This is a genomic window from Nostoc sp. UCD121 (assembly GCF_014222285.1).
In the GTDB taxonomy this organism is placed as follows: Bacteria; Cyanobacteriota; Cyanobacteriia; order Cyanobacteriales; family Nostocaceae; genus Nostoc.
In genome coordinates, this window is sequence record NZ_JACKZS010000008.1 from 1 (window position 1) to 12567 (window position 12567).

General features: G+C 39.7%; 14 protein-coding genes. 10 read left to right on the forward strand and 4 right to left on the reverse strand.

The features are described from left to right. Positions 1-130 precede the first annotated feature (130 nt). From GNF10_RS02945 to GNF10_RS02960, 4 genes are read left to right on the forward strand one after another with little or no spacing between them, the layout of a single operon-like run. Positions 131-1273: a sensor histidine kinase KdpD gene (locus tag GNF10_RS02945; RefSeq protein ID WP_260446067.1), complete on the forward strand. Its 1143-nt coding sequence runs from the start codon at positions 131-133 to the stop codon at positions 1271-1273. Positions 1274-1327: 54 nt separating this feature from the next. Then, entirely contained in the window at positions 1328-2008 is a 681-nt protein-coding gene (locus GNF10_RS02950; RefSeq protein ID WP_185585663.1) for a response regulator transcription factor, read from the forward strand. 43 nt (positions 2009-2051) lie between these two features. Then, positions 2052-4196 carry a substrate-binding domain-containing protein gene (locus tag GNF10_RS02955; RefSeq protein ID WP_185585664.1) on the forward strand — a complete coding sequence of 715 codons (2145 nt, stop codon included), beginning with the start codon at positions 2052-2054 and terminating at the stop codon, positions 4194-4196. Next, entirely contained in the window at positions 4168-4827 is a 660-nt protein-coding gene (locus GNF10_RS02960; RefSeq protein WP_185585665.1) for an FHA domain-containing protein, read from the forward strand. Before GNF10_RS02955 ends, GNF10_RS02960 begins: the two co-directional genes overlap by 29 nt. 251 nt (positions 4828-5078) lie before the next feature. Here the strand turns inward: GNF10_RS02960 and GNF10_RS02965 are convergent, their stop codons facing one another. Beyond that, complete coding sequence (locus GNF10_RS02965) at positions 5079-5480, reverse strand: type II toxin-antitoxin system VapC family toxin (protein ID WP_185585666.1); 402 nt, start codon at positions 5478-5480, stop codon at positions 5079-5081. Further along, entirely contained in the window at positions 5468-5686 is a 219-nt protein-coding gene (locus GNF10_RS02970) for a hypothetical protein (protein ID WP_185585667.1), read from the reverse strand. Before GNF10_RS02970 ends, GNF10_RS02965 begins: the two co-directional genes overlap by 13 nt. 7 nt (positions 5687-5693) lie before the next feature. Between GNF10_RS02970 and GNF10_RS02975 the strand changes: the two genes are divergently transcribed. The 3 genes from GNF10_RS02975 to GNF10_RS02985 all read left to right on the forward strand — a co-directional run bounded on the left by GNF10_RS02975 (position 5694) and on the right by GNF10_RS02985 (position 6712). Next, a complete protein-coding gene (locus GNF10_RS02975; RefSeq protein WP_185585668.1) occupies positions 5694-5843 on the forward strand; it encodes a hypothetical protein in 150 nt (49 codons plus the stop codon). Between the two features lie 129 nt (positions 5844-5972). Further along, a complete protein-coding gene (locus tag GNF10_RS02980; protein WP_185585669.1) occupies positions 5973-6389 on the forward strand; it encodes a XisH family protein in 417 nt (138 codons plus the stop codon). Beyond that, a complete protein-coding gene (locus tag GNF10_RS02985; RefSeq protein ID WP_185585670.1) occupies positions 6377-6712 on the forward strand; it encodes a XisI protein in 336 nt (111 codons plus the stop codon). The genes GNF10_RS02980 and GNF10_RS02985 overlap by 13 nt, the downstream gene beginning before the upstream one ends. Before the next feature lie 71 nt (positions 6713-6783). Here GNF10_RS02985 and GNF10_RS02990 read toward each other — a convergent pair whose 3' ends face one another. Next, positions 6784-7047 carry a CPCC family cysteine-rich protein gene (locus GNF10_RS02990; protein WP_221643594.1) on the reverse strand — a complete coding sequence of 88 codons (264 nt, stop codon included), beginning with the start codon at positions 7045-7047 and terminating at the stop codon, positions 6784-6786. 47 nt (positions 7048-7094) lie between these two features. Beyond that, the gene (locus tag GNF10_RS02995) at positions 7095-8222 is read right to left on the reverse strand and encodes a DUF4157 domain-containing protein (protein WP_185585671.1); all 1128 of its coding nucleotides are present in this window, start codon (positions 8220-8222) and stop codon (positions 7095-7097) included. 219 nt (positions 8223-8441) lie between these two features. Between GNF10_RS02995 and GNF10_RS03000 the strand changes: the two genes are divergently transcribed. From GNF10_RS03000 to GNF10_RS03010, 3 genes are read left to right on the forward strand one after another with little or no spacing between them, the layout of a single operon-like run. Beyond that, positions 8442-8681 (forward strand): hypothetical protein, encoded by a 240-nt coding sequence (locus GNF10_RS03000; protein ID WP_185585672.1) that lies wholly within the window; start codon positions 8442-8444, stop codon positions 8679-8681. Continuing rightward, a complete protein-coding gene (locus GNF10_RS03005; protein WP_114082341.1) occupies positions 8681-9205 on the forward strand; it encodes a phage tail protein in 525 nt (174 codons plus the stop codon). The genes GNF10_RS03000 and GNF10_RS03005 overlap by 1 nt, the downstream gene beginning before the upstream one ends. A 23-nt stretch (positions 9206-9228) precedes the next feature. Further along, positions 9229-12567 (forward strand): hypothetical protein, encoded by a 3339-nt coding sequence (locus tag GNF10_RS03010; RefSeq protein WP_185585673.1) that lies wholly within the window; start codon positions 9229-9231, stop codon positions 12565-12567.

Here is a 12567-nt window from a genome sequence, read left to right on the forward strand (position 1 = left end):
GGATAAGTTTATAAACATAAACTTAATAATTCTTTGTATTAATTATCTAAGAAGATAACTTAATAAAAAAATAAACATTACTGAGACTGCATAATTTTATACTGGTCAGCAGAAGAGTAAAAACATTTGGTTGCAAAAAGCGAGTGAAGCTATGACACTAGGCTTTTATGTACAAAAACTGGAGAATGGCTCGAATTATTTGAATTCCTCAGATATTCAGAGCTATTGTCAGTTAGAGTCTGAACAGTTAACTAGTCAATATCCAATTTTTTTCGCTCGGATTGTCTATCATGATTACTTGCTGAAAAATCATCAGGAAGTTATAAATTATGGTCAAGACCAAGCTCCTTTTTCCCATAAAACTTTAGCTTATTTGCGCTCTGAAGCATGGCTGACAGATTTTCCGCCTGCTTTTACTTTGCATGAATTTAAACTGAATGATTTTTCATCCATTTCTTACATTTGCCCTATAGGATATAAAAATCAAAAGCCTGAATACATTCAAATCATTACTCATAAACCTCTGTCAGAGAGCTTGCAATTATATGTAAAACGCTCTGCTATGCTGCTGAGTAAGTATGCAGATATTTACTTGGGCTATGGAAGACAAAAAACTGAAATTCAACTCCTGGAAGATATCTTGCATCGAATAGGCCATCAATTGCGTAACTCTCTAGGGCTTATAGGATTGTATGCACATAACTTATGCTTAGGTTTAGAAGATAGTCCTTGGCAAGAGCAAGCAACAATCATTGGCGAAAGTATACAAGATTTGGATACTAATTTAAATGAGCTTATTGATTGTGGACAAAGTATAAAACTAAGGGTAAAATCTCAAGATTTAAGAAGTTTAGTTGTTGAAAGCATCAAAAATTTACAACCTCTAATTAATCAGAAACAACTTAAAATATTGATTCCAGATACATCGACCATACTGAAGATAGACAAATTACAAATGAAACAAGTAATTGATAATATCCTCAGTAATGCCGTCCATTTCAGTCCTAACTCAGGAACTATTACCTGTAGCTGGCAAGTTTTTCAAGATGAAGTTTTAATTAAAATTTCAGATCAAGGGCCAGGATTATCACAAGAAGATTTACAAAAAGTATTTACCCCGTTTTATTCCCGGCGTAGAGGAGGTACAGGACTAGGCTTAACGATTGCTAAGAAAATTATTTTGGATCATCAAGGAAGTATCTGGGCACAAGCTTCATCAGAAAGTGGAGCGCAATTTTCTGTAATTTTGCCTCGACCAAGGAGCGGGAATTAATTCGCAATTAGTAATGATGCTCCTACGTAGGTAACGTAATTTGTAATTAAAAAGATGGCTAATGATAGTAAGAAACTTTCGGTTTTGCTGGTAGATGATGAAGAACGCTTCCGCCAAGGATTACGTACTCTCCTGAATTTTTATAGTATTAATTCTGCATTACCTGTCGAAGTTATCGGTGATGCAGATTCTGTGGAGCAGGTTTTAAAGTTTACAGCCCAGAAGTCTCCAGATTTAATTTTGCTGGATATGCAATTGAAGGGATGTGATGGGATTACAGTTCTGGCACGTCTTAAGGAAACTGCTTACACTGGGAAGGTTTTAGTGCTGTCGGCTCATCAAGAAGACGATTGGATTTTTAGAGCAATGCAGGCAGGAGCCGCCGGTTATGTGTTTAAAAATCGTGTGGCAACACAATTGTGTGAGGCGATTGAGACTGTTACAAGATCGGAAATTTATCTACCTTCAGAAGTTGCTAGTCGATTTTTCCGGTTTTTTCAGGCTTATTCAGACTCTTGCCTGAAAGCGTGTCATGAGGTGCATTTAACCGAAAGAGAGCAAGAAGTTTTATACTGGTTAACTCAAGGTGCTTCTAATGAAGAAATCGCTAAACATTTATATGTAACAGTTGCTACTGTTAAGGCGCATCTCACCAGTATTTTTGAAAAATTGAAGGTTACTAGTCGGACTCAAGCTATTGTAGCTGCCCTCAAGTTAGGATTAGTTCACGCTTGAGCGCGACGAGAGTAATCGGCGCAATTCACGAAACTTTTTGCTTATGCCTTCATTTGAATCTTTTTATCAAGAATACCCCTGCTCGTATAATTCTCCCTTAAGTTGCGATCGCCCTTTCCAAACCGCGCAGCAAATCAAGGGGGCAAAGTTTTGCTTGGAATGTGGTTTTCCAGCAACTTTACCACAGCAGGCTGAGATTAAAGGAAGTCAGGGAACTTATCAAATAGCTAGTTTTATTGGTGTACGGGGTTTAGGCCGCTTATACTCAGGTGTTCAACTTAAAGATAAACAGCCTGTCATCATCAAAGAATACCTACTACCCAATCGTTGTTTTAATGAAAGCGAGACTCTGAAACGAAAAGAGACTTTCAAACGGGTGGGTGGGGTAAGTTTAGCCGATAGTCGAATTCAAAACTTCCGTCTTGTAGAAACTAAAGAAGCGATCGCAGATGAAAAAGGAGAACGCTGCTATCTGATCACTCAAGGAATCGAATCATCCCAAACTTTAGGGAAATATCTCATAGAAAAGGGAGCGATGACATCTATTGATGTGCGGGAAGTATTAAATCAAAGTTTACAAACTCTCCAGTTTCTCCACACCCAAAAACTGCGTTTTCCCTCAAATCAAGTACAACTGGGTATAACTCACGGCAATATCAGTTTAGATAGTACTTTAATTAAACTAGAAAATAATCAAAAATTCTCTATATACTTTTGTGATTTAGCGACCTGGGAAAACTTATTTATTCCACCTATTATTCCTCAACCCGCGCCCGCCAGACCTGAGCAAGATTTAGAATCATTAGGATTGCTAGCCTTTTATCTATGGGCAGGACGGACAACTAATTTTTTATCCAACCAGCCTCTTGACCCTAGAGATAATCAACAATGGCCGGATACCGATAGCCATTTAAAGCAGTTTATTTATCGCCTCATTGGTCTAGAAACTCCTTTCGAAAATGCGGAAACGGCTCGTCAATCACTGCTGCAACTTCCCAAAGAAGATCGTGGTAAAAGTTCAGTGCCATCGCCAGGTTCTCAAGTAATAGAAAAGCGTTTACCAATGCCTTTAATCCTGATAGTAATTCTAGCTTTATTACTACTCGGCGGAGGAATTTTGTATTGGTTTTTGGGCAAGAAAACAGATAGTCCTAATCAATATATATTATGGTCTAGACTTGTGCGAAATTTCTCCGAAGTCCCCAATGTTCCTGCCGGACAATTTACTTACACAGGCGAAAAAAACAGTACATGGAGTTATATTTTAACACAATCAGTAGAAAATAGTCGTTTAGGAGAGTTATTGACCAGACCAAAGCCAGATGCAACAGCAACATTTAACTATGAGCCTGTTTTGTCAGCAAACGTCAAGAATCTGATTAAAAGTATCGAAGAAGTTGAAACAAACAAAAAGGATTTTGCAATTACTAGTTTGGTAGAGAACATCACAGATAAACTTTCTAAAAAACAAGTTGCTTATGATGGATTAATTGTTTTTGTAGCATTTAATAAGAGAGACTCAAATCTTGCTAATGCTCTTGGAGGGCAAATAAGTCTTGAGCAATTGCGTCAAATTTACATAGGTAAAATTACCAATTGGCAACAAATTAGTCCTAAGCTTCCAAATCTACCCGTGAAACCTTTTGCCCCAACAGAACCGGAGGCAATCAGTAAATTTAAAGAAATAGTTCTCAAAAATGTCCCTCAAGACGAAGCTTTATTTGAAGACACTGTCAAAAATACGAAAATTGATACAACAAAAACCCAGAACCAGATACGCAGCGAGACTTTAGAAGGGCGAACCACTGGTATTATCAGTTTTGGCATTATCAGTAAAACTTGGAAACAGTGTACTGGTTATCCGCTAGCGATCGCAGATGGCAAAAAATCAGCGATTCAACCTCTGTTTCAACGGCGCGATCGCCGCTCAATTAATCCCTCAGATGACTTGTGTCAACATGATGATTATTATGTTGATGTCACAACATTCCAAAGCTACCCCTTGGGATACCCTATTTTTGTAGTGTACCCTAAAGACACCAGTCGCCTGCCTGGTGGTTCTACATTTGCCCAGATGCTAACCACTCGTCAGGGTCAGTGTTTACTTAGTAAAGTAGGTCTCGTAGCTTTACAACCTATGCCTGATGATATAAATTCCTATGCCTGCAAATCGGTGCCCCAATCCTAGTTGCGAATATTTTAACCGCGCCCTGCCTAACAATGCTAAGGTTTGTCCCTGGTGTTCCACTCCTGTGGGTAATGTAGTTTCCCCGACACCACAACTGCCTAGTCAACAAGCGCCTAGTCAACCACCGCCTATTCAGCAACAACCTAGTCAACCACCACCTGCTCAGTATCAACGGCCGCCTACAGAGCAACCTAATTACCAACCTCCCCAACAGCCTCCCGTTGATTATTCAACAGTCTATCAGCCACGAGTTTCTTATCAACCAACACCGCCTGCTTATGTCCCTCCGCCTCAAAGAGCGCCAGCCTTAAAGCTGATTCATACTACCGGCAGAGAATTTCACCTCGTTGGAGAAGGAGGTTATATTGGTCGCCGCAGTCAAAGTCCAGGAATAGCGCCGCCAGAAATTGATTTGACCGGCATCCCCAGTGAGGGAATAGTCTCTCGTCGTCATGCGCGAGTCGATTGGGACTGGTCGCAAAATGCATACATGATTGTTGACATGAGTACAAATGGTATTTATTTAAACAACAATCCTCTCACTCCTGGTATGCAATATCGCCTGCTTAATGGCGATGTATTGCGGTTTGGTCAGGATAATCTAGTTAATTTTACGGTGTATGTGGTGTAGTAAAACTTTTGGCTAATGCACTAGGGTTGCAAAAAGCTGTCAAATTTTATGGGGTAGTTGATTGATCAACTACCCTTCGATTTTGGCCAGAGTCACCATAAAATTGGAAGATGCGAAAATCGCACTTGATCAACCTTCAAATTTGAGCGATCGCATTTTGAGTCAGAATGGAGAACGCGATCGCACTAAATTAATTTTCATACACGAGCGATCGCACTTTGCGGATATCTTAAGAGATCGCACTACGCACTCTAAATCATTAACAAAGTTGCTAATCCTGGATATTGACGGAAAAACCCATCAATGCTGGCTAATTTCGCTTGATATTCAATGGCTGTGGCGATAATAATTCTGTCAAAAGGATCTCGATGAATGGGTGATAAATTAACAGCACTTGACGCGATCGCCGGAGTCAAGGGTAAAAGAGAGATTCCCGAAGGTTCTAAGGCTTCCTGAAACCATTGATTCACCGGACTTGGTAATAATAAACGTCCTCTTTGTTGGGCTAAAGCTACTTCATAACAAGATACTGGCGAAATTCGAACCTGATTGGCTGTTTCTATTATTTCTAACCATGAAGTTGGAAATTGATCTAATTCTCGATTAATATACCAAATCCAGATATGAGTATCTAGGATAATTATTTCAGACATTCCCAATCTTGGTCATTAACAAGTGGATTTACCAAGTCTCCTAATGTTTTTCCCTTACCAGCAATCAAGGGTGAAGGTTGACGGCGTTTTTGGGGTTGGGGTGGGATCTCTTCTAGAATTGAGATCATAATTCGAGCGGACTTAATAGGAGGTTTTTCGGTTAACCACGTTATTTGACCATTTTCATAAAGGGCTTCGTATTGCATAGGTTGAGTGATTGATCAATCTTTGCAATATTATAACGGTGATTTGTTAGGTTTCATTCCCCAACCCAAGCGACAAGAACGCGATCGCACTTCGTTAACTTACCCTACAAGATCGGGCGATCGCACTCATCAAGCAATTCACTCAAAGTCTAAATAGCAATCGCACCCTCGTCAATTTACACGAGCGATCGCAAGACTATTAAGACAGTCACTACAAGAGCAGGTGATACCTGCGGCGGGCTGCGCCTACGCACTAAAATGTTAAGTAAATCAGAAAAGGTTAACGATGGCAGCTAAAGATAAATTTCATACTGTGGTTAGAATTGCTTTAGAAAAGGAGCAGTGGAAGATAACCGATGATCCTCTGCGACTAGAAGTTGGCGGAACTAAGTTTGAAATAGATTTAGGTGCAGAGCAACTGTTAGCGGCAGAGCGAGGTGAACAAAAAATTGCAGTTGAGATTAAAACGTTCCTGAGTGATTCACCACTAACAGATTATCATGCTGCGTTAGGACAGTTTTTGAATTATCGGCTTGCCTTAGAAATCAGTGATCCAACTCGCATTCTCTATTTGGCAGTGCCTATAGGTGTTTATGAAGCTTTTTTCAAGCGGGAATTTGCCCAAATATCTGTAGAGAGATATCAGATTAAACAAATTATTTATGACCCAATTCAAGAGGTAATTGTACAATGGATACCCTAGAATCTTATCGCCATATCATTCAGTCGTTGTTGACGGCTTATGCTGCTATCCCTATCGCAAATGGTCAGATTGATTGTTACACTGTTTTTGATACAAAACAAGACCATTACATGGTTATCAATGTGGGATGGGATGGTCATCGGCGAGTCTATGGTTGTGTTTTACATTTGGATATTAAACAGGGAAAAATTTCGATTGAGCAGAATATGACGGAAATGAGAGTGGCTCAAGAACTTGTAGAGAGAGGAGTTCCAAAAGATGATATTGTTCTAGGATTTCAATCTCCTGAAATGCGGGAATATACGGGCTATGGAGTTTTTTAACGACAATATTGCGATCGCACGCACGTTTTCGCACTCTACAAGTTCAGGCGATCGCACTATTTTCAAGGGAGTTAAGCTCTACCCGTCGAGGGAATTTCGTAGGGTAGAGGTGGTCTGACATGGCTCAAGTGCTGCCTTGCGGACGCTCTAAACTCTTGATAATTTTGCCGTGCTTGATTCAGGCTGACTTCGTTAGCTCCCCCAGTGAAGTCTGGATCTTCAAATTGAACGTTGTCATTCTCCCAGAAGCATACTGGGCATATCTCAAACGTGCCTACGCCTTCTTCCTTAAGTGTTCGATTACCGCAACATGGACATTCATATTTCATTTCCATAATATTCCTCTCTTTCAATCGCTTTTTGTGTCTTTTTATAATTCTGTCTATTGTTTATTATAGTAAGACTTACCTGCGCTTGGTATGAATAATGTCTTGATTACTCCACCACTAGTTGTTGATACGAATTCCCCAGTTGCTGGATTAAAATATACGATATTTCCAGAACCATCGCTTTTTGGTTTAGATAATGAAGTTGGATCGTTTACTACATCAATTGCTGCCTTTTCGTAGTCTGCTTGACTCTTGTAATTAGGTGACTCAGACTGATGTTTTGAAAAGTGGGTTGCTAGATTGCTTGGATTCCAAGTCGGGGCGAGCTGAATTATTAAATCTGGCACTTTCTGGATTATTGACTCTGGCAGCTTCATTCGCTGCACCGCCCCTCCATTCTGTTGCACAACATGGGTCAATTCATGCGCCAACAACTCCTGCCCGCCCCGACTCCCTGGATTATATTCCCCTTGGCGAAAGAACACATCCTGCCCCGTCGTGAAAGCCCGCGCTTGAATTGATCGATTCAACTGGTCAGATTGACCATCTGTGTGAACCTTCACCCCACTGAAATCAGCGCCAAACGCTTGTTCCATCGGTTCGCGGATGTTGTCTGCGATCGCCACTCCACCCCCCCGCGCTTGGTTAATGGACGCTTCCAAGTCTGGCGCTGCATCCATCCCAGCATTAGCCTGACGCTGCACCATCGGCTTCATTTGTAATTCTTCCTCTTCCTCTGGCAATGCTTCTCGTTGCAATGTGCTAATGTCCAGAGGTTTCATTTGCAATTCTTCTTCTTCCTCTGGCAATGCTTCTCGTTGCAATGTGCTAATGTCCAGAGGCTTCATCTGTAATTCTTCCTCTTCCTCTGGCGATGCTTCTCGTTGGATAGGCTGACGATTTACAGGTTGCGCCATTCTTTGCATTACCTGCTGTGCGACGCTATCAGCTTCCTGTTCGTAAATGTCTCCAGGCTGGCTAATTGAGAGTTTTGCTTGGGGACTACGCAGTGGTATGCGACTGATATCGTGAGTCAGTGGTTTATGGAGTGGTTGTATTTCAGGAACCGCTTGGCGTGAAATTGCCGACGACTCCGAACCAAAGCCAGGTGTAGGGTGTTTCAGGGATGGAATTGAGAAGTCTGTAGTAGTTTTTTTGTTGCGGTTGACATGTTCTCTCATTTTCTTCTCCTGTTGCCCAAGCAGTAGTTAGATGAATAGTACGCTGTTACTTAGATCGATATTACAGCGATCGCACTTGTAACACAATTCCTCTAATGTAAGGGACTTCCAGCGAACGTAGGGGCACAAGCCCTTGTGCCCCTACTAAGTTAGACTTTTGGCTACTTTTGATTCTGATGCAGTACCTTTAGCCTGGATTTAGGGAGAGTTTTTTTATTTATGGACTCAAAACAGCAACAAAGTTTTTTCACCTTCGATGGAGATGTTGGCGGTACTGCTGGATACGCCGGGTTTTCGGCGGCATCTGATGCTAGCAAGGCGGCTAAAACGGCAAGTAAATACCTCAACGACTCACGGCTGATGAACCAGCTTACAGAACGCGTATATAAACTTTTGCTAGAAGATTTGCGATCGCAGCGCGAAAGAATAGGTAGTTATGATTCTCAAAGGTGGTTGTGATGGCTACAGGCGCTAACAATGGCAATATTACTCACGAATTAAATTATGTCACTACTAATCGGTTCTATGTAGAGATAGACAGTTCTATTGCTGCATCTTTTGCTGAATGTTCAGGATTAAGTGTTCAAATTAAGAAAAATGTTTTTCAGGAAGGTGGTGTTAACGACCAGCAAAGAATTTATTTAGGTCATACAGAATTTGCAGACATAACTCTTAAACGAGGATTTACCGATCATCCAGGTTTTTGGAACTGGATGAATGCAGTTTTTGATGAGAAAAAGAAAACATCTCGGCGCAATGTCAATATTCTGATTTTCAATCAAGCCGGTGAAACGATGATGAGTTGGACTTTGATTGGTGCTATTCCTATAACGTGGAAAACTCCTGCACTCCAAGCAGATGGAAAAGCAGTTGCCATTGAAGAATTAACTTTAGCTTATGAAGGTTTACAAGTTGCAAGGTCTACAGGAGGAGGCTCTTCTGTACAACGAGATCAAAAATCAGGATATTTCGTTTCTAGCTAATTGGCTACTCTTAAAATATCACTATGCAAATTATTCAATCTTCACTAGGAAACAATATTCATCCCCTTGGGGTAATATCATCTTTATCTAATTCTCAAGGAATAATATTGAGAAAAGAATCTCATTCTTTGCATTCACGAAGTAATTTTATAAGTACAATCCAAACTAAACCACCATTAGTCAAATCCTCTAAATTTTTCTTGTCTCGTCAGTATGAACCATCGATTGAACCATTAATAGGTTGGGATAGTTGGGATACCCAGGATATAACTAGTGATTTTAGTGAATTTCCGTTGATTGAATTTGATGCTTCTGATTCAATAGCTGCATTGGAGAATAGCAATGAACCAGTAAAAAGTAGTATTCCAAAGATAATGCCAACTCCCGCTGAGACAAATACGAGTAATGGCACATCTCAAGAAGTAAATATAAAAACTAAATCTAAGACCAAAAAAACAAATAAATCTCAGAAACCACTAGAAAAAGAACCAAAGTCAAAATCTAAAACTAAAAAAGCTATCAAATCATCTACGGCTAAAAACTTTGAGCCAATTGTTGATAAAAGCAATATTAATCCTAACAAAGATAACTTATCAATATCAGATGAGCCTATACCTATTGAGGCTAATTTGGAAACACCAGATTTACAACTAAATATTGTGTTAAGCACTACTACAAAGGATAGTAGTTCTGTCATTACTCCAACCGTAGATCCCTCACCTAGTTTTCAAGATCAATCACCTTTACTCAGAAATATTGCTACCGATGATCTGTCAGAAAATTCTGAGCTAATATCTAGTTTTTCTAGTACAGATTTGTCTTTAACAGAAAATACTTTAACATCGGAAGAAAATATTGAATTAGACGATGATACAAATGAATTGGTCAACAGTTCATCTATAAAAGTTCCTTATAAAAAGAATACAGAAAAAATATTTATAGGGGATAGCAACTTTACAAATAGTGAAGAAGAACTAATCCCTGAAGTCTCCGAATCAGTTAATCTGTCAGGTATACAAATTAGCCAAACGCCACCACAACAAGATATTCAAACAGTTCAAGTTCCGTCTATTATTGACAATAAAAATAGCGTAAGTCAAACAAATTTAATCCAAGCAAAAGATATATCACCAATATTAAACTCTCTATCGCAAGAAAAATCCCCAAATATTAATACTAGTTTTGAGGAAATTACAGCTATTGAAGCAGACTTAATATCAGAAAAAAGCACAAATGATTTTGTCACAGATAATGCTGTCTCTAATTCAGAAAAAAACACAAATGATTTTGTCACAGATAATGCTGTCTCTGATAAGTATTTAACTTTATCTTCAGCACTTACTTCATCTGAATTTGATGATTCACCTACTTTAATCCGTTCTTTGGAGAATGATGAAAATACTGTAGAGACGCATTTTACTTCATCTAATACTGAGTCTTCAGTTGCAAAAAATCCTATTACAGTACAACAAGAAATCGATCCTGACTTTTCGGACAATGTAGAAAAAGTAACGCAAAATCTAACACATCAGCCCCCTTTACTAGTAGATAATGGGGAGATTTTACAGCCTCTATCCTTTCAGGATCAAGGTTTTACAGATACCGTGAAAAGTCAGGAAATTGATTCCAGTGCTACGAGTGAGTTTCCAGATATTGCGCCTGTTCAGTCAATACCTACCTCAGCAGTTGTTGAAGACACACCTAGTTTCTTCAGCAACCCTGATAGCGATGAACAGTTAGTAACTTCAGAATCACAGTCTGCGATGGTGGTTAATGTCTCAGATGTCTCAGCAAATGTGACTTCACTACAACGTGATAGCAATGTTCAAAATTCTGGTAGCGAGTTTACAGAAAGTCAATCCATCTTAGCAGCACCTGAGATTGCTGAAGCACTAACAATTACCACCACATCACCTGAGATTACTCAAACACCAACAGTTAGCGCCACATCACCTGAAACTGATGAAGCATTGGTAATTAGCGCCAATTTGTCTGAGATTGCTGAAACACCAACAGTTACCACCATTTCCCCTGAGATTGCTGAAATACCAACAGTTACTGCCATTTCTCCTGAGATTGCTGAAGCATTGGTAGTTACCGCCAATTCCCCTGAGATTGCTGAAATACTAACAGTTACTGCCATTTCTCCTGAAATTGATGAAGTATTGGTAGTTAACGCCAATTCGCCTGAGATTACTGAAACACCAACAATTAGCGCCACATCACCTGAAATTGATGAAGCATTGGTAGTTAACACCAATTTGCCTGAAATTGTTGAGAAAACAAGTATTTTTAGGGAAATTATTGATAATGAACAAGTAGTAGAATCAAAAAATCCTGGAATATCAACTGCTGATACCTGGGATAATCCAGATATTGTAGACAACCCAACTTCTCCACAAGATGAGGTAAGCACAGCAAATAAAGTTGAGCAAAATGCGATCGCACAAAATTTGCCCGCACCTAAAGGTTATGCTACTGGTGGTCATGTTACAGACTTTCACGTTGAAAATCGCCAGCAAATAGCACCCTCCGATACAGTACCTGCAATGCTTACGCCTGGGGAGTTTGTCATTAATACCAGGGATGCACAGAAGAATCTACCCCTACTACATCACATCAACACGGGTGGAACACCGCACGATATTATTCTTCCAAGTTTACAGATAACCAATCCCACAGAACCAGAAGAAACAATTTCTCCAGAGACTCCGACTAAAGTCGATTCTTTTTTAGACACTTCATTACAGCTAAAAAGCGCTGATACTGATTCATCAGAGGTATCCAATTCTTTAATTCCTTCTTCCTTGGGGTTGAATAGTAATAAACAGAAACTTTCTATCCTCAATTCTCCCCAGCTTCATACTCTTCAAAATGAAACAACAGATGTCGGTGAATCTTCACCTCAATACTCATCACCTCCCCTGATTTTCCGAAAAGCAAATTCCAGCACACATACACCTTCCCAATGGTCAGATACACCTTCTCAATGGTCAAGTGTAGAAGATTTACTAAATGGAAATAATGATGAATTCACTAGCTTTAATTTTAATGATGGAGAATCAAACAGTCAAAATTATGAATTTTCTCATGTTTCAGAATCGCCACAAGTTTTTGCTAAACACCTCCCATCACCTAGAGGTTTTGTTAATGGTGGAGAAGTCACTCCACCCGACATATCTAGAGAAATACAACCGATAACTGAAACGATAGAGAGTACATCCTCATCTTCTCCAGAAGATGAAAAAGATGATACAGCTGATTTGGAAGCTTTAGCCCGTGAAATTTATCACAAATTACGACAACGGATAGAAATTGAGCGAGAGCGTCATGGCGGTTACTCAGGTCGATTACCTTGGTAA